Annotated in this window: 20 protein-coding genes; 8 read left to right on the forward strand and 12 right to left on the reverse strand. The window is 64.6% G+C overall.

The window, feature by feature from the left end; translation table 11 throughout:
• Window positions 1–2: 2 nt before the first annotated feature.
• From AAE027_RS26375 to AAE027_RS26385, 3 genes are all read right to left on the reverse strand, one after another.
• A complete protein-coding gene (locus tag AAE027_RS26375) occupies window positions 3–734 on the reverse strand; it encodes an amino acid ABC transporter permease (RefSeq protein WP_370986396.1) in 732 nt (243 codons plus the stop codon).
• 128 nt (window positions 735–862) lie between these two features.
• Complete coding sequence (locus tag AAE027_RS26380) at window positions 863–1,792, reverse strand: amino acid ABC transporter substrate-binding protein (RefSeq protein WP_370986397.1); 930 nt, start codon at window positions 1,790–1,792, stop codon at window positions 863–865.
• An 86-nt stretch (window positions 1,793–1,878) separates the two neighbouring features.
• Entirely contained in the window at window positions 1,879–3,264 is a 1,386-nt protein-coding gene (locus AAE027_RS26385; protein WP_370986398.1) for a M20 family metallopeptidase, read from the reverse strand.
• A gap of 282 nt (window positions 3,265–3,546) precedes the next feature.
• Here AAE027_RS26385 and AAE027_RS26390 point away from each other — a divergent pair, with 282 nt between their 5' ends.
• A complete protein-coding gene (locus AAE027_RS26390) occupies window positions 3,547–4,926 on the forward strand; it encodes an LLM class flavin-dependent oxidoreductase (protein WP_370986399.1) in 1,380 nt (459 codons plus the stop codon).
• A 147-nt stretch (window positions 4,927–5,073) separates the two neighbouring features.
• Here AAE027_RS26390 and AAE027_RS26395 read toward each other — a convergent pair whose 3' ends face one another.
• From AAE027_RS26395 to AAE027_RS26410, 4 genes are all read right to left on the reverse strand, one after another.
• On the reverse strand, window positions 5,074–6,735 hold the full coding sequence (locus AAE027_RS26395; protein WP_370986401.1) for a thiamine pyrophosphate-binding protein: 1,662 nt from the start codon (window positions 6,733–6,735) through the stop codon (window positions 5,074–5,076).
• Window positions 6,736–6,985: 250 nt separating this feature from the next.
• Complete coding sequence (locus tag AAE027_RS26400) at window positions 6,986–7,489, reverse strand: GFA family protein (RefSeq protein WP_370986403.1); 504 nt, start codon at window positions 7,487–7,489, stop codon at window positions 6,986–6,988.
• A 223-nt stretch (window positions 7,490–7,712) separates the two neighbouring features.
• Window positions 7,713–8,840: an alkene reductase gene (locus AAE027_RS26405; RefSeq protein WP_370986404.1), complete on the reverse strand. Its 1,128-nt coding sequence runs from the start codon at window positions 8,838–8,840 to the stop codon at window positions 7,713–7,715.
• 117 nt (window positions 8,841–8,957) lie between these two features.
• The gene (locus AAE027_RS26410) at window positions 8,958–10,454 is read right to left on the reverse strand and encodes an aldehyde dehydrogenase family protein (protein ID WP_370986405.1); all 1,497 of its coding nucleotides are present in this window, start codon (window positions 10,452–10,454) and stop codon (window positions 8,958–8,960) included.
• A gap of 191 nt (window positions 10,455–10,645) precedes the next feature.
• On the opposite strand from AAE027_RS26410, the gene AAE027_RS26415 reads away from it, so the two are divergent.
• The gene (locus AAE027_RS26415; protein WP_370986406.1) at window positions 10,646–11,491 is read left to right on the forward strand and encodes an SDR family NAD(P)-dependent oxidoreductase; all 846 of its coding nucleotides are present in this window, start codon (window positions 10,646–10,648) and stop codon (window positions 11,489–11,491) included.
• 161 nt (window positions 11,492–11,652) lie between these two features.
• Here the strand turns inward: AAE027_RS26415 and AAE027_RS26420 are convergent, their stop codons facing one another.
• The 3 genes from AAE027_RS26420 to AAE027_RS26430 form a co-directional block, all read right to left on the reverse strand.
• Window positions 11,653–11,859, reverse strand: coding sequence for a hypothetical protein (locus AAE027_RS26420; protein WP_025033895.1), 207 nt, complete (start codon window positions 11,857–11,859; stop codon window positions 11,653–11,655).
• 276 nt (window positions 11,860–12,135) lie between these two features.
• A complete protein-coding gene (locus AAE027_RS26425) occupies window positions 12,136–12,411 on the reverse strand; it encodes a YiaA/YiaB family inner membrane protein (protein ID WP_061846546.1) in 276 nt (91 codons plus the stop codon).
• A 54-nt stretch (window positions 12,412–12,465) separates the two neighbouring features.
• On the reverse strand, window positions 12,466–13,161 hold the full coding sequence (locus tag AAE027_RS26430) for a PspA/IM30 family protein (protein WP_370986407.1): 696 nt from the start codon (window positions 13,159–13,161) through the stop codon (window positions 12,466–12,468).
• A gap of 100 nt (window positions 13,162–13,261) precedes the next feature.
• Between AAE027_RS26430 and AAE027_RS26435 the strand changes: the two genes are divergently transcribed.
• Together AAE027_RS26435 and hydA are read left to right on the forward strand one after the other, a co-directional pair.
• The gene (locus AAE027_RS26435) at window positions 13,262–13,870 is read left to right on the forward strand and encodes a TetR/AcrR family transcriptional regulator (protein ID WP_370986408.1); all 609 of its coding nucleotides are present in this window, start codon (window positions 13,262–13,264) and stop codon (window positions 13,868–13,870) included.
• Between the two features lie 116 nt (window positions 13,871–13,986).
• A complete protein-coding gene (gene hydA / locus AAE027_RS26440) occupies window positions 13,987–15,441 on the forward strand; it encodes a dihydropyrimidinase (protein WP_370986409.1) in 1,455 nt (484 codons plus the stop codon).
• Window positions 15,442–15,502: 61 nt separating this feature from the next.
• On the opposite strand, the gene AAE027_RS26445 is transcribed toward hydA, so the two are convergent.
• Window positions 15,503–16,873 carry a glycoside hydrolase family 3 N-terminal domain-containing protein gene (locus AAE027_RS26445; RefSeq protein ID WP_370986410.1) on the reverse strand — a complete coding sequence of 457 codons (1,371 nt, stop codon included), beginning with the start codon at window positions 16,871–16,873 and terminating at the stop codon, window positions 15,503–15,505.
• 185 nt (window positions 16,874–17,058) lie between these two features.
• Between AAE027_RS26445 and AAE027_RS26450 the strand changes: the two genes are divergently transcribed.
• Genes AAE027_RS26450 through AAE027_RS26460 form a run of 3 tightly spaced genes read left to right on the forward strand, consistent with a single transcriptional unit; the run spans window position 17,059 to window position 20,874 of the window.
• Entirely contained in the window at window positions 17,059–18,567 is a 1,509-nt protein-coding gene (locus AAE027_RS26450; protein WP_370986411.1) for a DUF4153 domain-containing protein, read from the forward strand.
• 19 nt (window positions 18,568–18,586) lie between these two features.
• Window positions 18,587–19,291 carry a response regulator gene (locus AAE027_RS26455; RefSeq protein ID WP_370986412.1) on the forward strand — a complete coding sequence of 235 codons (705 nt, stop codon included), beginning with the start codon at window positions 18,587–18,589 and terminating at the stop codon, window positions 19,289–19,291.
• On the forward strand, window positions 19,288–20,874 hold the full coding sequence (locus tag AAE027_RS26460; protein ID WP_370986413.1) for an ATP-binding protein: 1,587 nt from the start codon (window positions 19,288–19,290) through the stop codon (window positions 20,872–20,874). Before AAE027_RS26455 ends, AAE027_RS26460 begins: the two co-directional genes overlap by 4 nt.
• On the opposite strand, the gene AAE027_RS26465 is transcribed toward AAE027_RS26460, so the two are convergent.
• Entirely contained in the window at window positions 20,871–21,011 is a 141-nt protein-coding gene (locus AAE027_RS26465; protein ID WP_164934688.1) for a hypothetical protein, read from the reverse strand. The genes AAE027_RS26460 and AAE027_RS26465 overlap by 4 nt on opposite strands.
• Between AAE027_RS26465 and AAE027_RS26470 the strand changes: the two genes are divergently transcribed.
• Complete coding sequence (locus tag AAE027_RS26470) at window positions 21,010–21,408, forward strand: hypothetical protein (protein ID WP_370986414.1); 399 nt, start codon at window positions 21,010–21,012, stop codon at window positions 21,406–21,408. The two genes, AAE027_RS26465 and AAE027_RS26470, sit on opposite strands and share 2 nt — an antisense overlap.
• Window positions 21,409–21,418 lie beyond the last annotated feature (10 nt).

Genomic DNA, 21,418 nt, shown 5'->3' on the forward strand with positions numbered 1-21,418 from the left:
GCTTATTTCCCCGTGATGTAGCCGGGAATCGCAACCCAGCGCTCGAGGAAGCGCATCGCGGTCACGACGACGGCGTTGACGAGGAGGTAGAGGATGGTCGCGGCGGTGAAGGCCTCGAACACCTGGAACGAGAATTCCTGCATGGAGCGCGCCTGTCCGGTCAGCTCGAGCAGGCCAATGGTGATCGCGACCGCCGTGTTCTTGATGGTGTTGAGAAACTCAGACGTCAGCGGGGGCAGGATGATGCGGAACGCCATCGGCAGCAGCACATAGCGATAGCCCTGCACGGTGGTCAGACCCAGCGCGGTTGCCGCCATCCTCTGCCCGCGCGGCAGCGACCCAATGCCGGCCTGCAGCTGCACGGCCACGCGCGCCGACATGAAGAAGCCGACGCCGATCGCCGCCGTCCAGAACGGCGCGTTCGGCAGCTGCTTCAGCCAAATGCCGGCGCCTCTTGGCAGCAGTTCCGGCAGCACGAAGAACCACAGGAACAGCTGCACGAGCAGCGGCATGTTGCGGAAGAATTCGACGTAAGCGAAGCCGAACCAGTTCGCCCCCTTCGACGGCAGCGTGCGCATCACCCCGACGATCGAGCCGGTGATCAGCGCGATGACCCAGGCCAGCGCCGCGGTCTTGAGGGTCAGCACCAGGCCCGACAGCAGCATGTCGAGATAGGTGCCGGTCCCCATCGGGTTCGGCTGGAAAAAGATTCCCCAGTTCCAGTTATAGTTCACGTGTCCCCCGCGCGAACGCGCCAGTCATGGATGTCCCGGCGCCTATGCAAATGTCCGGCCATTCTCCCTCCAGAATGGCCGAAATATACCGCCTCTCCCCACAAGGGGGGAGAGGCGAATAGCTCATCTTACTTGTAATCGTCCGGGTTCGGCGAGTCCGTCGGCTTGGCGAACTCGTTCTTCAGCTCTGCCGAGATCGGCGTGTTGAGGTTCAGACCCTTCGGCGGGATCTTGGCCGTGAACCATTTCTCGTAGATCTTCTGGGCTTCGCCGGACGTATAGAGGGCCGCCGTCGCCGCATCGACCACCTTCTTGAAGGCGGCATCGTCCTTGCGCAGCATGATGCCATAGGGCTCGGGCTTGGAGAACGCATCCTTGGAGATGGCATAGTCGTTCGGCGACTTCGAGCCGGCAACGAGGCTCGCCAGCAGGATGTCGTCCATCACGAAGGCGACGGCGCGGTCGGTCTCGACCATCAGGAAGGCTTCGGCGTGGTCCTTGGCCGGAATGATGTTGGCGCCGAGGCCCTTCGCGACGTTGGCTTCGGTGAGCTGCTTGATGTTGGTGGTGCCCGCGGTCGAGACCACCGTCTTGCCCTTGAGATCGTCGATCGACTTCAGGCCGCTCGACTTCTTGAACACGTAGCGGCTCGCGGTCAGGAAGTGGGTGTTGGTGAAGGCGACCTGCTTCTGGCGCTCGGCGTTGTTGGTGGTCGAGCCGCATTCGAGGTCGATCGTGCCGTTCGCCATCAAGGGGATGCGGGTTGCCGACGTCACCGGGTTGAGCTTGACCTCGAGCTTGTCGAGCTTGAGCTCCTTCTTCACGGCGTCGACGATCTTGTAGCAGATGTCCATCGCGAACCCGACGGGCTTCTGGTTGTCGTCGAGATAGGAGAACGGGATCGAGGAGTCGCGGAAGCCCAGCGTGATCGCGCCGGTGTCCTTGATGTTCTTCAGCGTGCCGGTCAGCTCCTGGGCACCGGCCTGGCTGACGACGAAGGTCGCGCTGACGACGAAGGTCGCGGCCAGCGCGAGCCCGATGTGACGGAAATGTTTCACTTTTTCTTCCCCTTTCGGATGATGCGGCCCGGATGCAAGCACAAATCGAGCCGGATTAGAATGTAACTTTCGGCTGGATCAAAGGCTCAGGTTAACGGCGCCGGCAATTCGCCGAGATCCCAGAACAGCCCGGCCATCACCGTCAAGGCCTCTTCGGTCAATGGCAGCAGGATGTGCTCATTGGGCGCATGCTGGGAGCAGCCGGGATAGGAGTGCGGCACCCAGATCGTCGGCAGGCCCAGGATCTCGGAGAACACGTCATTGGGCAGCGAGCCGCCGAAATTGGGCAGCACGGCCGGCGCCTTGCCGGTGGTCTCCTGTACCGAATCCGCCGCCCATTTGATCCAGGGGCTGTCGAAGTCTGTGCGCGATGCAGCAAAACTCTGGGCCGCCCGCACCTCGACCATCGGAAAACCCCTCGCGACCAGATGCGCGCGGATGGCATCGATCAGGCCCTCGATCTTGGTCCCGACCACGAAACGCAGTTGCAGCACGGCATTGGCATGGCCGGGAATGGCGTTCGCCGGCTTCTCGATATTGCCCGAGGACATCGCCAGCACTTCCAGCGTGTTCCAGGCGTAGAGCCGTTCGGCCGCCGATAGTCCGTCCTCGCCCCAATTCTCGGCCAGCGCCGGCTCGTCCGCGGTCGGCACCACCTGCACGTCGGCGAGATAGCTGCGGATCTGGTCGGTGAGCCGCGGCGGCTTCAGTGCGTCGAGCTGGAGGCGGCCGTGGCCGTCGACCAGCGTGGAAATCGCGTTGACCAGGATGGTCGCGGGGTTGGCGAGCACGCCGCCCCAATTGCCGGAATGGTGGCCGCCATCGCGCAGGTTCACGTCGAGATGGATGCGGATGCCGCCGCGGCAGCCCAGGAACAGCGTCGGGCGATCGGCGGACAGGCGCGGCCCGTCGGAGGCCATGAACAAATCGGCCTTGAGCGCGTCGCGATTGAGGTCGCAGACCTTGCCGAGATCGGGCGAGCCGATCTCCTCGCCCATCTCGACGATGAACTTGGCGTTGAAGCCGAGCTTGGCGCCTCTCGCCTCGCGCACTGCGCGGAGCGCCGCCATGTTGATGCTGTGCTGGCCCTTGTTATCGGCGGTGCCGCGGCCATAGAGGCGCGTGCCCACAACCGTCGTGCGCCAGGGATCGCGGCCATCGCGCCACTCCCCCTCCATGCCATCGACGACGTCGCCATGACCGTAGATCAGCACGGTCGGCACTGAGACACTCTCGTGGTGCTCGGCAAACAGGAACGGCGCCTTGCCGCTTGGGGATTCGACGATGCGGCTGGTGAAATCAAGCGCAGCAAAGGCCGGCTGCATTTCCTGTTCCAGATAGGCGCGCAGCTCAGTGCCGCGCGACGGATTCTGGCTCTCGGTCCGATAAGCGACGCGGCGGTCGAGCTCGGTGAGGAACGCACCGGATTTGAAATCCTCACGGGCGCGGGCGATGGCGTCGGCTCTGGTCATGACTTGCTTTTCGAGGTTTTGGGACGAAGGACATTACCCGAGACGGGCGGGACTTCGAAAGTGGCGGGGACGTCGATAGTTCTCGGAGTTCTCTTGGGATTTGAGTTCGCTTGGGATTTCGTTCTTGCTCTCTTGAGATCGGCTTGCCAAGCGCGGCAGCGCTACGGATTTTGGCCTTGCCAAGGCCGAGACATCCAAGTCTAGGATATGCAAGAACTTCGCCAAATTCGGGCGCACGTCTACCATTCGAAGAGTACTCAGTACAGAGTGCCGAGGGACATCATGGCCAAGCAGATCCGGCTCAACGCCTTTGCGATGAATTGCGTCGCACACCAGTCACCGGGCCTGTGGACCCATCCGCGCGACCGCACTGCCGACTATAACCGCCTGCCCTACTGGATCGATCTCGCCAAGACGCTGGAGCGCGGCCGCTTCGACGGGCTGTTCCTGGCCGACGTGCTCGGGGTCTATGACGTCTACGGCAACAGCCCTGACGCAGCCTTGCGCAATGCGGCGCAGACGCCGTCGAACGAGCCGCTGCTGCTGCTCTCGGCGATGGCGGCGGTGACGCAAAATCTCGGTTTCGGCGTCACCAGCAATCTGTCCTTCGAGCCGCCCTACCCGTTCGCACGGCGGATGTCGACGCTCGATCACCTCTCCGAGGGGCGCATTGGCTGGAACGTGGTCACCGGCTATCTCGACAGTGCTGCGCGCGGCGCCGGCAAGGACAAGCAGACCGGGCATGACGACCGCTACGACATCGCGGACGAATATATGGAGGTCGTCTACAAGCTCTGGGAAGGAAGCTGGGAAGACGACGCTGTGCTGCGCGACCGCAAGCGCGGCATTTTCACCGATCCCACGAAAGTGCATCGCGTCAATCATGACGGCGCGAACTACCGCATCAACAACACCATTCATCTCAGCGAGCCCTCGCCGCAGCGCACGCCGGTGCTGTACCAAGCCGGCACCTCGCCGCGCGGCCGGCAGTTTGCGGCAAAGCATGCCGAATGCGTGTTCATGTCGGGACCGTCGGCCAAGGTGATCGCGCCGCGCGTGTCAGCAATCCGGCAAGAGGCCGCCGCGCTCGGCCGCAACCCGACCGAAATCCTGATGTTCTCGATGATGACGATCATCCTGGGACGGACGGAAGCCGAGGCGAAAGAGAAATACGCCGACTATCGCCGCCACATCAGCCCGGAAGGCGCACTGGCGCTGATGTCGGGGTGGACCGGCGTCGATTTCTCCGGCTACGACCTCGACCAGCAGGTGCGGCACGTCCAGAACGACGCCGGCCGCAGCGCCATGGACAACGTCACCCGCGCCGATCCCGACCGGGTCTGGACCGTGCGCGACGTCATCGAGCATGTCGGCATCGGCGGCGCCGGCCCGGTCGTGGTCGGCACGCCGGAGATGGTTGCCGACAAGATCGAGCAATGGTTCGAGGCGACCGACGTCGACGGCCTCAACGTCGCCTTTGCCATCTCGCCCGGCGATTTCGAGGACATCGCCGATATGCTGGTGCCGGAGCTGACGCGGCGCGGACGATACAAGGCGGACTATGCCAAGGGTACGCTACGGGAGAAGCTGTTCGGCGCCGGCCGTGCGCGGTTAGGTGCGCCGCATCCGGCGGCGGTGTATCGCGTGGGGAAGAAGGGGTAGCCACCACACACTCGGTGTCATGCCCCGGCTTGACCGGGGCATCCAGTACGCCGCGGCTTCTCCGTAGACAACAGCTGTCTCTGGAATACTGGATCGCCCGGTCGAAGCCGGGCGATGACGCTGAGTGTGTGGGAACTCGATCGCGTCTCAAACCTTCCCATCCACCATCACCTCGATCAGCTTCGTCCCCGGTCGGCCGAACGCTGACGCCAGCGTTGCCTTCAGCTCCCGCGGATCGCTCACCCTGATCGCCTCGCAGCCCAGCGCCTTGGCGATGCCGGCGAAATCCACCGGCGGATCGACGAAATCCATGCCGATGTAATTGTCATCGCCATGGAAGGCGAGCAGGCGCTGCTTGATGATGCGGTAACCGCCATTGTTGGCGATGACGACGTTGAGCGGCAGCTTGTGATGCGCCGCCGTCCACAGCGCCTGGATCGAATACATCGCGCTGCCATCGCCGGAGAAACACACGACGGGACGGTCCGGATTGGCGATGCTGACGCCGACCGAGGCCGGCAGGCCCCAGCCGATGCCGCCGGAGGCGAGGCCGTGATAGCCGTAGCGATCGCGATGCGGACGCAGGCTCGTGATCTGGCGGCTGGAGGTGAGCCCTTCGTCGACGAGAATGGCATGGTCGGGCATGGCCTCGACCATTTGCAGCACCAGAAAATCCGGATCGATCGGTGTGCGGCCGGCGCTCTTGCTGATCTGCTCGATCAGCGCGGCGCGGCGCGCGGTCCAATTCTTCGGCGCAAGCTCGGCGAGGCGCTGCTTGGCGCGGCTCGCGAGTGTTGCACCACCCAACTCTTTCAGCACCGGGATCAGCGCGCGCAAGGTTTCCTTTAAATCCGCCTTCAGCGCGATCTCGGCCCCGTAATTCTTGGCGATCTCCCAATCCGCGAGACCGACCTGCACGATGCCGAGACCATCCGGCAGCGCATCGACCTCGCTATGGACCGACATGCGCAGGGGATCGCCGCCGAGCGCGATCAGGAGATCGTAAGGTGCGAGGGTATCGCGCGCCGCCTTCTGAACCCGCGCCAGCGTGCCGACGAAGCTCGGGCTCTCCGAGAGGAAGTGCGAACCATAGGGCGTCGAGGATTGATACGCGGCGGCGCCGAGCAACTCGGCCAATTCAGCCGCCTCCTTCAGCGCATCACTCTTGACGACCTCGTCCATGGTGACGATCACAGGGCGCTCGGCTTTCAGAAGCCGCGCAGCAAAGGCCCTGAGCGCCTCATCCGATGGCTTGGTACGCGCGTCGATGCGGGTGGAACGGCCGAGATCGATGCCGGCCTCGCTATTGAGGATGTCGCCAGGCAGCGAGATGAACACGGGGCCGGTCGGAGGCGTGGTCGCGACCTTTGCCGCGCGGCGCACGATGCGCGGCAGGTCTTCCAGACGCGTCACCTCGACCGCCCATTTCACCAGCGGCTCGGCCATGCGCACCAACGGACCGTACAGCACCGGCTCCATCAGGCCGTGACCCTGCTCCTGCTGGCCGGCGGTGAGGATCATCGGCGTGCCCGTGAACTGCGCGTTGTAGAGCGAGCCCATCGCGTTGCCGAGGCCTGGCGCGACATGGACGTTGCAGGCGACGAGCTTTCCGGAGGCGCGGCTGTAACCATCGGCGATCGCCACCACCAGGCTCTCCTGCATCGCCATCACATAGGTGAGATCAGGATGGTCCTTCAGCGCGTGCATGATCGGCAGCTCGGTGGTGCCGGGATTGCCGAACAGATGCGTGATGCCCTCGTCCTTGAGCATCGCGAGAAAGGCGGAGCGGCCGGTGATCTTGTTCTTCATGTTTCCTCCAGGAGCGGACGTTGCCGCAAGGACTGAAAGCATGATGACCGAAGTCGGAGGAGGCGCGCAAGGAAGTGCGGTCATGGCTGCGTTGCGTGCGACGATCTCGTGTCCCGGACGCGACGCAGCGCGCAGCCTTGCGGCGCAGAGCCGGGCCCCAGATTGTGCGGAGTTCGCCGATGCGTGGGCCCCGGCTCAGCAGCGCATCACCGAAGCGGTGCTGCGCTGCGTCCGGGGCAGGAGGGCGCAGCTACATCTCGTCGCGCCCAAGCTCGAACGGGTCCTCGCCACCCGCCCGCTTCTTCTTTTTCGAGCGTTGCCAGACCACGCCCGGAAAGCCTTTGAGCGGCACCAGCGGCTCGCCGGTATAGGCCCATTCCTGCAGCTCTTCGATCGCGATGTGATAGAGCGGCTGGCGGCCGGTGCGCTCGTTGAACAGCGCGCGGGGGATATTGACCATGTGCGGCCCGCGCGGGCGCTCATAGGCGATCGGCGTGCCGCAATGCGAGCAGAAGCTGCGCGTTGTCTTCGTGGCCCTGTCCTCATAACGCGTGAGCGCAGCCTTGCCGGCGGTGATGCGAAAGCGCTTCTTCCAGCTCCCGACATAGGTGGCGTAGGCCGCGCCGTGGGCGCGGCGGCTACTGGCAGAATGATCGTGCCAGGCCCAGCGCGCGGGCACGTCGATCTCGAAGCTGACCTTGCCGCACAGGCATTGGCCGGTGGCGATTCCTGCGGCGGCTGCGGCTTTGGCCATGGGGATTTCTCTCCGTCGTCATTGCGAGCGTAGCGAAGCAATCCAGAATCTTTCCGCGGAGACAGTCTGGATTGCTTCGCTGCGCTCGCAATGACGGAATATGTGGTGCGGTCGGAGCCACGCAATAACTCCGTAGCCCGGATGGAGCGAAGCGCAATCCGGGAATCTCGACGCTGGCACGAATCCCGGATTTCGCTGCGCTCCATCCGGGCTACGAAGGTCCCTACGCCGGCGTCAGCTCGTCATACACCGGATAATCCGTATAGCCCTTTTCTTCGCCGCCATAGAACGTCGCGCGGTTGTACGGCGTGATCGGGTAGTCGTGCTCGAGGCGCCGCGGCAGATCGGGGTTGGAGATGAAGATGCGACCGAAGGCGATGATGTCGGCGTGTCCCTCGGCGATCGCCGCATTCGCGGTCTCGCCGGTGAAGCCGCCGGCGGTCATCAGCACGCCACTGTAGAGCGGGCGGAACAGCACCATCGCGGACGGCACGTTATGCCAGTTAACGTCGGCACGCCCCGCGCCACTGGAGCGCGGCTCGATGAAGTGCAGATAGGCAAGACCGAGCTTGTCGAGCGCCTTCACGACATGGGTATAGAGTGGCATCGGATCGCCCTCGCCGGAATCATTGGCGATACCGTGTGGCGACAGCCGCACGGCGACGCGGTTCGCACCCCAGACCTCGATCGCGGCTTGGGTCACTTCGAGCAGCAGGCGCGCGCGGTTCTCGATTCCGCCGCCATACTGATCGGTGCGCTGGTTGCTGCGCGATTGCAGGAACTGCTCGAGCAGATAGCCATTGGCGCCGTGGATCTCGACGCCGTCGAAGCCGGCGGCGAGCGCGTTCTTGGCACCTTGGCGGAACGCCTCGACGATGCCCTTGACCTCCTCGGTCTCCAGCGCGCGCGGCGTCTCGTAGTCGGCGATCTTGCCGTCGGCGGTCATCGCCTTCATGCCCTCGGCCTTGATCGGGATCGCCGAGGCCGACACCGGCAGCGCGCCGCCGTGGAAAGAGGAATGCGAGACGCGGCCGACATGCCAGAGCTGGAGGAAGATGATGCCGCCCTTGGCGTGCACGGCATCGACCACCTTGCGCCAGCCCGCGATCTGCGTCTCCGAATAGATGCCGGGGGTCGCCGGATTGCCACGGCCGTGCGAGAGCACCGGGGACGCTTCGGCGATGATCAGGCCGCCCGGCGTCGCGCGCTGGCCGTAATATTCGGCGTTGAGCGGCCGCGGCGAAAAGCTCTCGCCTTCGGCCCGCATCCGCGTCAGCGGCGCCATCGCGACGCGATGCGCAAGCCTGTATGGACCGACCTGCAACGGTTTGAACAACGCCGGAAATTTCATGCTGGGCCCGAATGTTTATGGAAGGATGCGGATCATACAGCGAGGGGCGGCCACCGGAAAAGCGCCGCCCCACGAAATCAAATATTCCCTCTTACGGAACGCGGAAGAGAGCAGGTCTTACGCCGTCTTGACCCAGACGGCCTTCACGTTGAGATATTCCTCGACGTGCTGCTTGCCGGACTCGCGGCCGTAGCCGCTCATCTTGTAGCCGCCGAACGGCACGGCCGGGTCCATCGTCTGGTAGCAATTCACCCACACCGAGCCGGCGCGCAGGCTCCTCGCCACTGCATGCGCCTTGCTGACGTCGCGGGTCCACAGGCCGGAGCCGAGGCCGAACGTGGTGGCGTTGGCGCGCTTGACCAGCTCGTCCATGTCCTTGAAGGCGATCGCGGAGATGACGGGCCCGAAAATCTCCTCTTGCGCGATGCGCATATTGTCCTGGACGCCCGCAAACACCGTCGGCGAGACGAAGAAGCCCTTCGACAGCGCGCCTTCGGTGACACGGCCGCCGCCGGCAAGCGCCTTGGCGCCTTCCTTCTGCCCGATGTCGAGATAACCGGTGACGCGCTCCAATTGCTGCTCGGACACCAGCGGGCCGATCTGCACGTTGGGATCGAGACCGTTGCCGACTTGCAGCTTCTTGCCGAACTCGGCGACGCGGCCGACGAATTCTTCGTAGATCGACTGCTCGACGAACAGACGCGTGCCGGCGCTGCAGATCTGCCCCGAATTGGCGAACACCGCCATCGCAGCGCCCGGCACCGCGGCATCGAGATCGGCGTCCGCAAACACGATGTCCGGCGACTTGCCGCCGAGCTCGAGCGAGACGCGCTTGAGGTTGCCGGCCGACGCACGGATGATCGACTGGCCCGTGACGTGCGAGCCGGTGAAGGCGACCTTGTCGACATCGTGATGCGAGGCGAGCGCCGCGCCTGCGGTCTCGCCATAGCCGGGAACGACGTTGATGACGCCGGGCGGCACGCCCGCTTCCATCGCGAGCTCGGCGATGCGCAGCGAGGTCAGCGGCGCCTCTTCGGCGGGCTTGAGCACCACGGTGCAGCCGGTCGCGAGCGCCGGGCCGATCTTCCAGATCGTCGCCGTCAGCGGCCCGTTCCAGGGGATGATGGCGCCGACGACACCGACCGGCTCCTTCAGCGTGTAGGAGAAGATTTCGCCGGGCAGCGAGTTCTCGATGGTTTCGCCATGGATCGCGGTGGTCTGGCCGGCGTAGTAACGCAGCATGCCGATCGCGCGCAGGCGATAGGCGCGGGTGCGGCTGACGGGAGCACCCATGTCGAGCGTGTCGAGTTGCGACAATTCATCGAAATTCTTCTCGACGAGATCGGCGAGCTTCAAGAGCAGGTTCTGCCGCTCGAACGGCTTGACCTTGCTCCAGGGCCCCTCGAACGCACTGCGTGCGGCGGCGACCGCACGGTCGATGTCTTCCTTGTCGCCTTCGGCAACGGTTGCGAGCAGTTCGCCGGTGGCGGGATTGCGGGTCTCGAAGCGCTTGCCTGAGGCAGCATCGACCCACTTCCCGTCGATCAGCATCTGCTTGTAGGACCCGTTCGCGAATGGATGGCGCGTGATCGGAATAGCCTGCGACACAGCCATGGCTGCACTCCCTGTCAGGTGATTGATTGGTTCGATCTGCGCGGGATCGTTCGTCGCATAAAATACAGCCGCGCTGGAGAGGCGTAAAGGCGGCGCGGAGCGAAGACCTCCCATGCCGACTTGTGCAGGGTCGCACGAGGCGCGTGCTATAACGCGATGGAGCGCAATGTAGCTTCGCCGGAGACCCCGCCATGTCACATCCCGCCATCGTCAAAGACAACGTTGCCGTGATCACGGGAGGCGCGTCCGGCATCGGATTTGCCGCCGCCGCGGCGTTTGCGCGCACCGGCATGAAGCTGTGCATCGCCGATGTCGATCAGCCGCGGCTGGCTGAGACCGCAACAAAACTGTCATCCGTCGCAGGCGCCGGGAATGTGATGACGTCTGCCGTAGATGTCAGCAAGGCCGAGAGCGTGATGGAACTGGAACGCGCCGTGTGCGCCCGCTTCGGCGGCACCGATATCCTGATGAACAATGCCGGCATCCAGCCCGGCAGCACATTGTTCGCCGGGCCCGACAATTGGCAGCGCATCATCGGCGTCAACATGTGGGGCATCATCAACGGCTCGCGCATCTTCGCGCCCGGCATGATCGCGCGCGGCAAACCCGGCCTCATCATCAACACCGGCTCGAAGCAAGGCATCACCACCCCGCCCGGCGATCCCGCCTACAATGTCTCCAAGGCCGGCGTGAAGGCTTTTACGGAAGCCCTCCAGCACGAGCTGCGCAATACCAGGGACTGCCGCATCACCGCGCATCTGCTCATTCCAGGCTTCGTCTTCACCGGCCTCACCGCCAAGGGCCGCACCGAGAAGCCCGCCGGCGCCTGGACGCCGGAGCAGACCGTGGATTTCATGCTGGCGCGGCTCGAGGCCGGCGACTTCTACATCCTGTGCCCGGACAATGACGTGCCCCGCGCACTCGACGAGAAGCGCATGCTGTGGGCCGCCGGCGATATCATCGAGAACCGCCCGCCGCTGTCGCGCTGGCATCCGGAGTATGCGGATGCGTTCGCGAAATTCGTGAAGGGAGAGTAACTAGCACACCCTCATGGTGAGGAGCGCGCCCTTGCGCGCGTCTCGAACCATGCAGGCCCCGCTGCCGCAGCTCGGCCTCTATCCTTCGAGACGCCCGCTCAGCGGGCTCCTCAGGATGAGGGGTTAGAGTCTTCGCGCACGGCAAGTTCGGGCGAACGACTCTACAGCGTCTCCTGCTTGTGCCCGCAATTCTTGCAGGCGAACTTGACGCGGGTCTGGCCCTTTTCCGCCTGCACCCGGTTCGGCGCGCCGCACTTGCCGCAGACGGCCTCGATGCGGGTGGTGCCCTGCTTGACGACGATGGTCTTCTTTTCCATCGATTCGCGGATCAGGCGCTCGGCCTCCTCACGCAGGGACTGTTTTGACAAAGCTCATCTCCGGCTCTGGAAAGCGCGAGAGCCATATCGCACCTGCGTTCAAATCACAATCGGCAAAGCCTGCTCTGACCTCGACAATCACGTGCCAGTCCTCGGTATGCACGAGAAGGCTCTCGGCAACATATGGGCGCAACGCCCTGCCATGACGGCTCGACTGCATTTCGCAGACGATGCCGCGATTGTGGCAAATGACCGGAAATACGGCGGGCGGCGGATGCTCGGCATCAGCCGCCCTGCGTAGAGCGCTCCTTTCCCGCTCTGGTCTCCTCAAGCCGCCTTGGACACTTCCATCAGCAGCCGCTCGGCCTTGGCGTCCTCGATGCGGTTCACGAGACGGCTGCTCTCGTGATTGTCGCGCACAGTCTTGGTCAGCGTGATGCAGGTCTGGATCAGCATGACGATGCCCATGGTGAGATAGCCCTTCATCCAGAGGTCGATCGGCAGGAAGAAGATGCCGATGGCGACGAGGAAGGCGGAGGCTGCGAAGGACGCGTAAGTGAAGCTCACCCAGGCGCTGCTGTGGGGCTGGCCGTTCTGGTTCATGATGGTCTCCTGTTGGTTCGAATGATGATTGGGTTCGAGAGATTGGATGTGAGATCAGGCAGTCGGCATGCGCTTGGACTTCAACCGCGCCAGCACATCGTCCGCGGTCGTCTTGAGCCGGGGGCCAAAGCCCTGTTCGGCGAGTCTCTCGGCGGTGGCGAGCGGACCGGTGGCCGCGTCGAGCTCGACCAGGGCATCGTCGGCGGCCTGGGCTTCCATCTGCCGCTCGCGCAGACGCCTCAACGTGCCCTCCGCCTCCGGCAGCGTGGATTCGTAGGGACGTGCAGCCTCGATGCCGCCGCGACGAAGCGAGCGCACCGCTTCCGAGGCGCGGGCAATACGGCGGCCGCGGTCGAGCTCGGTGATGCGGGCCTGCGCGCTGGCGACGTGGCGCCTCAGCCGCGCGATCTCGGTCGCGAACAGCGCGCGCGCCGTCATTGCCGCATCGCGATCAGCCTCTAAGCCCGCGATGGCTTCAGCGGCATCCTTGGCGAGGTCTTCGCGGCCGCCGTCGAGCGCCGCAACGGCACGGGTCTCGAGGTCGGCGATGCGGGCATTCGTCGCTTCGAGCTTGCGGCCCTCCTGCTGGTCCTGCGCGATCGCCAGCGCCAGCGTGCGCTTGCTGCGCTCGACGGCCGCGGCCGCATCACGCATCTGCTGATCGAGGATCAGAAGAGCAGTCCGGTCTTCCAGTTCCTCGCCCGCAGCGGCCACGCTGCCGCGGAAAAGCGTCACTACGGTCTTGAACATTTGTTTCTCCCTGTTATGAGCATCGCTCACGGATGCTTTGTAGCATATCTTGAGCAACGCTCAAGATATTTTTGAACGATGTTCACGAATCAGTAAATAGATGTCTAAGGCCTTGGAACGTCGAGAGAAACTTCGAGCCGATCTGATCCTGGCGGCGGAGCGGATGATCGCTGAACGAGGATTGGCGGGCCTGAAGACACGCGATCTTGCCCGCGAGATCGGCTGCGCCAATGGCGCGGTCTATAATCTTGTGGCCGATGTCGACGAATTGATCCTGCGCGTCGGCTCGCGCACGCTGCTTCGGCTCGACGAGGCGCTCAGCGCGGCGGAGGGCGTTGGCGAGCCGTCGCCCCAGGAGGCGCTGGTTCGCATTGCCATCGCCTATTGCGATTTCGCCGCCGAAAATCTCCAGCTCTGGCGCGCGCTGTTCGAGCACCGCATGGAGGCCGACAAGGTCGTCCCCGACTGGTCGATCCATGACCAGATGCAGCTGTTCCGCCACATCTACCAGCCGCTGGCCGCGCTGCTTCCAAAGCGCAGTCCGGAGGAGTTGAGCATCACCGCGCGCAGCCTGTTCTCGGCGGTCCATGGCATGGTGGCGCTGGGGTTGGAACAGAAGTTGGTCGCCGTGCCGCTGCCGGAACTACGCAAGGAAATCGCAGGCCTCGTGCGCGCAATGCTGGATGGGCTGGTCGCCCACGCAGAGTAGGGACAGCGCGGCGAAAGCATCGGCGGAGGCTGACTAAAATTTCGCCTGTCGCATCGCTGTCGCCGCGCCTAGCCTTCGCAGCGAGACGTCCCCTCACCTCTCTCCCGGAGCCCTCCATGCCCCTCCTCGTCCGCGGCGGCACCGTCGTCAATCACGATCATTCGCGCCGCGCGGACGTGCTGATCGACGGCGGGACCATCGTCGCGATCGGGGCCTCGCTCGATGCGCCCACGGGCACTGAAGTGATCGACGCCGGCGGCGCCTACGTCATCCCTGGTGGCATCGACCCGCATACCCATCTCGAAATGCCGTTCATGGGCACCGTCACCGCCGACGATTTCGAATCGGGCACCAAGGCGGCGCTCGCCGGCGGCACCACCATGGTGGTGGATTTCTGCCTGCCCGATCCCGGCCAGTCGATGCTTGCCGCCTATCAGGACTGGCGCCGCAAATCCGAGAAGGCGGCCTCCGACTACGGTTTCCACATGGCCGTGACGTCGTGGTCGAAGCAGATCCATGACGAGATGAAGACCGTGGTCAAAACCTACGGCATCAACACCTTCAAGCATTTCATGGCCTACAAGGGCGCGCTGATGGTGAATGACGACGAGCTCTACAACTCGTTCGCGCGCTGCGCTCATCTGGGTGCCATGCCGGTGGTCCATGCCGAGAATGGTGACGTCGTCGCCCTGATGCAGGAGGCCTTGATCGCGCGCGGCGTCACCGGCCCCGAAGGCCACGCTTACTCACGGCCGCCGGAGGTCGAGGGCGAAGCCACCAACCGCGCCATCATGATCGCGGACATGACGGGCACGCCGGTCTACATCGTGCACACCAGCTGCCGCGAGGCGCATGAGGCGATCGCGCGGGCACGCGCGGCCGGAAGGCGCGTCTATGGCGAACCACTGATCCAGCACCTATTGCTCGACGCGGATGAATATCAGAACAAGGACTGGGATCATTCCGCGCAGCGCGTGATGTCACCGCCTTTCCGCGACAGATCGCATCAGGACAGCCTGTGGGCCGGCCTGCAAGCCGGCTCGCTCCAGGTGGTCGCGACCGACCATTGCGCCTTCACCACCGCGCAGAAACGGTTCGGCCTCGGCGACTTCAGAAAGATCCCGAACGGCACCGGCGGCCTCGAAGACCGCCTCGCACTGCTATGGACCGCGGGCGTCGCCACCGGGCGGCTGACCAAGGAGGAATTCGTCGCGGTGACCTCGGCGAACATCGCCCGCATCCTCAACATCTATCCGCGGAAAGGTGCTGTCACCGTCGGTTCGGATGCCGACATCGTAGTGTGGGATCCCAAGGCGACCAGGACCATCAGCGCCAAGCGGCAGATGAGCCGGATCGATTACAACGTGTTCGAAGGCTTTTCCTGCATCGGCGGACCGGCGGCGACGCTGTCGCGCGGCCGCATCGCGTGGAAGGATGGGAGCTTGCGCGCCGAGGCTGGCGACGGCCGTTATGTCGAGCGGCCGCCATTTTCGCCGGTACATCTGGCCAATTCGACCTGGAAGAAGCTGACGGCCCCGCGCGCGGTCGAACGCGGCGCGGTGACGCCGTAACACCCCTCGCCGCGCAAAGAGCTCAGCCATCTCGGTTGCCTGGCGCGGATGCACGCCGCGTTCAATCGCCACTCGCGCGCGAGGCGGCACGCGCTATCTCAAGTGTACTTCTGGCGAGTAAGGCGGCTCGCGCCTGCTCGGGTGGGGAGCCTCTTTCCAGCCGCGCCGCGCTCGCGCGCAGCATCGCCACGTCGAGCTTGCCCTGCCGCAATCCGTCCAGCGCGCAGGCGAAGACGCGGTAGAACTGCGCACCGTCATAGGCAACCAGCAGCAGATCGACGCCGGCATTGATCGCCTCGACCACGGACTTGCAGACGTCGTGTTGGTAGATCGCGCCCATGACGAGATCGTCGGTCATCACCACGCCCTGGTAGTTCCAGGTGTCGCGGGTGATCCCTTCGACGACGCGTTTCGAATGCGAGGCGGCGCGATCGGAATCGACGGCCGTGAGCGTGACATGACCGACCATGAGCGCGCTGCGCGAATGCGATAGCACCTCGCGAAATGGGAGCCAGTCCGTTGCTTCCAGCTCCTTCACCGGCGCATCGAGGTTGGCGCTGAAATGATGGGTGTCGGTGCGGACGCGGCCAATGCCGGGAAAATGCTTCAGCGTGGCACCGACGCCCGACTCCTCCAGCCCGCGCACATAGGCGCTCGCGATCGTGCTGACGACAGCGGGATCGGTCGCAATCGCGCGTTGGCCGATCAGCGTGTGGAAATCGAGGCGGTTGCGCCTCGTCGGCGGCTTCAGGTCGAGCACCGGCGCGAGATTGAGATTGACGCCGAGGCCCGCGAGCTCGCGCCCGTGGATACGGCCGAACTCTTCGGCTTTGGCCTGCTGGTCGTCGGGCGCGAGCCCGCTGAGCGTCGCCAGCGCAGGCACCTTCGTCAGCGGCGGCGCGAGATGTCCCACGATGCCGCCCTCCTGGTCCGCGGCGACGACCAGCGGCGGCAGGCCGGCGGCGCGCCTGATATCCTGGAGCGCCGTTATCTCGGCACGCAACGCCTCGACCGTCCGTCCCCGGATGTTGTGGCGCGTAACGTAGACGCCGCCGACCAATCCTTGCTCGGCGAGGCGTGCAACTTCTGGAAACGACGAATAGCCGACCATGAAGTGAGGCCCGAGCTGTCGCGCCTCAGCGGGGCTCGCGGCGAGGACATCGTGCTTGCGCAGCTCGAATTTCAGATGCGCAGCAGACATCAACAGTGGCGGCAGGCACCAGAGCATGACGAGCAGCTTGCCGGCGATGCTGCGCCAGCGCCCTCTGCGCAGCAGGACGATGACGATCATGATGCTTGCGACGACAAGCGCGATGTTTCCGGCGCCACGTAGCACGAGCAGATAAGGATCGTTCTTGTTCGCGGCCACGAATGCGGCAAGAGGTGCGGCAAGCCAGAGCAGGATGAGACCGATGCGGCGGATCAATCGCATGATGCATCACGTGCGAGTGGCAAATGCTTCGCACCTATCAAAGCGATTTGCGCTATACGAGCGGCAAACGCGCGCCTGCACGAAAACTGCAAAAGACTCCTGAAACCGTGCAGACGATGATCGCGGCTTCTGCACAAGCATCGTTCAGACTTCGTGATGCCACATCCACGAAAGGTCTCTTGGACATGACGAGCCTGGCTTCGACGATAGCAGCGGACCTCCAGCCGATCAGGCATTCCTCGATTGCGACCAAGCTTGGCTGCACGCTGGCGCTGGATGCACTGGCCGACTGGCTGTTCTACGGCGAACGGATCGGGCTGTCGCTGACGCTCTTTGCGATCGCGACGGCCTGCGTATCGATGCTCTTCAATCATGCCGCGCTGGATCCGCGGCGCGCGTTGATCGCCGCCGTCATTCTCGTTGCTGGCCTGGTACCGGCGATCGAGGAGCTCAACACGCTTTCGTTCTTGATCCTCGTCGCGGCGCTGCTCACCGCACTATTGCTTACAACCAGCCCGGAGACGACGGGGCTCGGTGACCGTGCTCGCGCGCTACGCAACTTCGTCCTGCTCGGTCCCTTCAGGTTCTTTCCGGACGCCCTGCAGATATTCAACATGTCGGCGTTCACCCGCGGCATCGCGCTGTGGCTGCTGCCGGCAGCGCTCGGCACCGTCTTCGTCGCGCTGTTCGCAGCAGCCAATCCGGTCATCGAGCAATGGGTGTCCCTGCTCAATCCGAAACTCATCCTCCAATTTGTCAGCATCCCGCGCGTGCTGTTCTGGGCCTTGATGCTGGCGCTGGTCTGGCCGTTCATTCATGTGCGCTGGCGGCGCAAGACGATTGTCACCACGACCGTTGCCGATGGTCCCGTGCCGCCGCCGCTCCCGTCCCAAGTCTCGGCGGAATTTCTCGGTCCCTCCACCATCCTGCGCTCGCTGATCCTCTTCAACCTGCTGTTCGCGGCACAGTCCATTCTCGACAGCATCTATCTCTGGGGCCACGTGGCGCTGCCTGACAATTTGACCTATGCGTGGTACGCCCATCGCGGCGCCTATCCGCTGATCGTAACCGCGCTGCTCGCCGCCGCCTTCGTGCTGGTGGCGATGCGGCCGGGCGGGCCGGCCGAGAAATCGAAGGTGATCCGGCCGCTGGTCTATCTCTGGGTGGGCCAGAACGTGCTGCTCGTCGCCTCCTCCATCCTGCGCCTCGAGCTCTACGTGGACATCTACACGCTGACTTACTGGCGCATCGCGGCCTTCATCTGGATGGGGCTGGTCGCGCTCGGACTGGTCCTGATCGTGGCCCGCATCGCCCTCAACCGGTCCAACCAATGGCTCGTCGGCGTCAATCTGATCGCGCTCGCGATCGTGCTCTATGGTTGCTCGCTCGTGAACTTCGATGCCTTCATTGCCGACTACAATGTCGCCCACAGCCGAGAAGCATCAGGTCAAGGCGTGCAGATCGACATCAACTATCTCCTGACGCTCGGGCCGCAGGCGCTGCCCGCCATCGACAAGGCCATCTTGCTGCGGTCTGGCACCCCCGAGAGCTGCCTTGTGTCGCGCCGCGACCGCCTTGTAGAACAGCAGCGCCAGGATCTGGCCTGGCGAAGCTGGGGTTTTCGCAACTGGCGGCTCCAGCGCAGGCTGGACGCCCAGGCGAAAGCTCAGTCCGGCAGCCAACCGGCAGGCTGACGAGCTAGCGGAGAAGTTCTTGGCGCATCGCATTCTCATCGTCGACGACGAAGGCCACATCCGCGAGGTCATCCGTGTCGCCCTCAGGAAGGCCGGCATGGACGTGATCGAAGCGCGCGACGGCAAGGAGGCGCTCGCCCGCTTCGCCGCCGACAGGCCCGACCTGATCGTGCTCGACATCGGCATGCCGGAATTCGACGGCCTCGACGTCTGCCGCGAGGTGCGCAAGAGCTCCGACGTGCCGATCCTCTTCCTGTCGGCGCGTGACGAGGAGATCGACCGCATCCTTGGCCTCGAGATCGGCGGCGACGATTACGTGACGAAGCCGTTCAGCCCGCGCGAGCTGGTGGCACGGGTCAATGTGATCCTGCGCCGGCTCAGCCCGCGCAATGGCGAGGCCAAGGCAAGTCCGGCCGCACTGTCGCAAGGCGGCCTCCTGATCGATCCCGAGCAGCATGTCGCGACCTTCGCCGGCACGCCGCTGAAACTAACGGCGATCGAGTTCGGCATCCTGCGCGCCTTCCTGACCCGGCCGACCTCGGTGTTCAGCCGCGAGCAGCTGATGCGGGCGGCCTACCAGCTCAACATCCAGGTCTCCGACCGCACCATCGACAGCCACATCCGCAACATCCGCGCTAAGCTGGCGGCGCTGAATTGCGAGAACGTCATCGAGACCATCCACGGCGTCGGCTTCAAGCTCGGTCGCTGCGAGAAAGAGGCATGAGCTCAGCGCCCGACAAATGGCGGCCGTCGCTTGGGCTCGTCATCTTTACGGTGCTGACCACCGTCGCCGTGCTGCCGCTGGTTGGCCTGTTCTTCTTCCGCCTCTACGACAACCAGCTCATCCGCCAGACCCAGGCCGAGCTGATCGCGCAGAGCCGCGTGCTCGCGACGATCTATGCTCAGGAAGTCATTGCAAGGCTCGACAGCGGCCTGACGCTCGGCGCCGAGGTGCCGCCGGGCGTGCTGCCCGATCCCGGCGACCAGGTCACGCCGATCCGTCCCGCGCTCGACCTCACCGCCAATGATTTGTTGCGGCGGCGGCCGGATGCGCAGGCCGCTCCCCGGGCGGCGGAGCAGGCCTATGTCGAGATCGGCGCAAAACTGACGCCGATCTTGCGCGAGACCCAGAAGGTGACGCTGGCGGGCTTTCGCATCCTCGATCCGCAGGGCGTGGTGATCGCCGGGCGGCAGGAGGTCGGGCAGTCGCTCGCCCACATCGAGGAGGTCGCGGATGCGCTGCAAGGGCAATACCGCGCCACCTTGCGTAACCGCGTGCCGGACAAGCCGCCGCCGCCGATCTATTCCTTCAGCCGCGGTCTTGGCGTGCATGTGTTCTCGGCGATGCCCGTCATGGTCAACAACCGCGTCGCCGGGGTGATCTACACCACGCGGACGCCGAGCAACATTTTTGACCATCTCTACCAGGAGCGGGCGAAGTTCGTGCTGGCGGGGCTCGCCGTGGTCCTCGGCACGATCGCGATCGGCCTCGTCTTCTCGCGCACCATCACGCTGCCGATGCGCGAGCTGATCGACCGCGCCGCCAGAATTGGCCGCGGCGACCGCGAGGCGTTCCGGCCGCTGCGGCATTACGGCACGCGCGAATTCGCCCAGCTCTCGCACAGCTTCCTCGGCATGGCCGAGCAGCTCGCGCGTCGCTCGGACTATATCGCGACGTTCTCGGCCCACCTCACCCACGAGCTGAAATCGCCGCTGACATCCATCAAGGGCGCGGCCGAGCTGCTGCAGGATTCACTTCAGGGCAAATCGGGCAGCCTGACGCCGGCCGAGCAGACGACGTTCATCACCAACATCCTGTCCGACACCCAGCGGCTGGAGGCAATGGCGCAGCGGCTGCGCGAGCTCGCCCGCGCCGAAAGCCTGCCGCAGAACGAGCGCACCGAGCTTGCGCCCGTGATTGCCGATCTCCAAAGCCGGTTTCCGGAAAGCGCGATATCGGCCAGCGGCAGCCTCGACCGCGCGATCGGCATGTCCGGCGAGAAGGCGCTGATCGTGCTGTCGCATCTCGCCGACAATGCGGTGCGGCACAAGGCGAGGACGATCAGGCTGGAGGCGACCTTCGAGCGCACGACCCTGCTGCTGACGGTGAGCAATGACGGCGAGCCGATCTCGGCGCCCAACCGCGACAGGATTTTCGATGCCTTCTTCACCACCCGCCGCGACCAGGGCGGCACCGGGATGGGGCTGGCGATCGCACGCGCGGTGATGGCGAGCCATGGCGGCTCAATCAGGCTCAAGCCGACCGACGAGGGCGCGGTCTTCGAGCTCCAGTTTCCAGCTGCCTAAATGGCGAACACCCAGGCGGCGACGATGGCGGCGATGGTGACGAGACCGGCGATGGTCCAGCCGGCGGCATATTCCAGCTCAGGATGACCGGTCGCCCGCATGATCTCTGCCGGATCGGCGGTATGCTTCTCTGCCATGACAGCCTCGCACGTTACTTCCCGCGTCATATGTAAGTCGCACCAGTCGCCATTAGGTTCCATCACGGACGTGCGAGGAAATCTTATCGATGCCGCGGTCGAGCAGGACTTGATCGGCCGCATCGCAGCATTGCCGCTCCAGCGCTTCCAGTTCGGCGCCTTTGAGGGCAATCGCCGAGCTGCCACCGGGCGGCGTCCGGCACGTGCTGTGCCGGCCGTCCAAAACAAAAACTGCGAAAACAACCCCATGCACAGTAGAAAGCCGTTTCCGGCGCGAGGCTGGACGACGCCGGGCAACGCCTTGACGGATCGCAATAAAAAAGCCGCGCGGCGCAATCGTCCGGGGCCGCGAACTTGCGTTGCAAAAGCGGCCACGTGCCGATCAAAGGTGCCGTGAATTCGCCTCA

It is taken from the genome of Bradyrhizobium sp. DN3, assembly GCF_041357655.1.
GTDB lineage: Bacteria > Pseudomonadota > Alphaproteobacteria > Rhizobiales > Xanthobacteraceae > Bradyrhizobium.

Coding starts and splice junctions, on each gene's coding strand:
- AAE027_RS26445 (WP_370986410.1), bottom strand. CDS start 16,873: ATGCGATTGATCCGCCGCATCGGTCTCATCCTGCTCTGGCTTGCCGCA.
- AAE027_RS26385 (WP_370986398.1), bottom strand. CDS start 3,264: ATGACCAGAGCCGACGCCATCGCCCGCGCCCGTGAGGATTTCAAATCC.
- AAE027_RS26435 (WP_370986408.1), top strand. CDS start 13,262: ATGTCTAAGGCCTTGGAACGTCGAGAGAAACTTCGAGCCGATCTGATC.
- AAE027_RS26460 (WP_370986413.1), top strand. CDS start 19,288: ATGAGCTCAGCGCCCGACAAATGGCGGCCGTCGCTTGGGCTCGTCATC.
- hydA (WP_370986409.1), top strand. CDS start 13,987: ATGCCCCTCCTCGTCCGCGGCGGCACCGTCGTCAATCACGATCATTCG.
- AAE027_RS26450 (WP_370986411.1), top strand. CDS start 17,059: ATGACGAGCCTGGCTTCGACGATAGCAGCGGACCTCCAGCCGATCAGG.
- AAE027_RS26405 (WP_370986404.1), bottom strand. CDS start 8,840: ATGAAATTTCCGGCGTTGTTCAAACCGTTGCAGGTCGGTCCATACAGG.
- AAE027_RS26400 (WP_370986403.1), bottom strand. CDS start 7,489: ATGGCCAAAGCCGCAGCCGCCGCAGGAATCGCCACCGGCCAATGCCTG.
- AAE027_RS26390 (WP_370986399.1), top strand. CDS start 3,547: ATGGCCAAGCAGATCCGGCTCAACGCCTTTGCGATGAATTGCGTCGCA.
- AAE027_RS26430 (WP_370986407.1), bottom strand. CDS start 13,161: ATGTTCAAGACCGTAGTGACGCTTTTCCGCGGCAGCGTGGCCGCTGCG.
- AAE027_RS26395 (WP_370986401.1), bottom strand. CDS start 6,735: ATGAAGAACAAGATCACCGGCCGCTCCGCCTTTCTCGCGATGCTCAAG.
- AAE027_RS26470 (WP_370986414.1), top strand. CDS start 21,010: ATGACAGCCTCGCACGTTACTTCCCGCGTCATATGTAAGTCGCACCAG.
- AAE027_RS26465 (WP_164934688.1), bottom strand. CDS start 21,011: ATGGCAGAGAAGCATACCGCCGATCCGGCAGAGATCATGCGGGCGACC.
- AAE027_RS26410 (WP_370986405.1), bottom strand. CDS start 10,454: ATGGCTGTGTCGCAGGCTATTCCGATCACGCGCCATCCATTCGCGAAC.
- AAE027_RS26415 (WP_370986406.1), top strand. CDS start 10,646: ATGTCACATCCCGCCATCGTCAAAGACAACGTTGCCGTGATCACGGGA.
- AAE027_RS26425 (WP_061846546.1), bottom strand. CDS start 12,411: ATGAACCAGAACGGCCAGCCCCACAGCAGCGCCTGGGTGAGCTTCACT.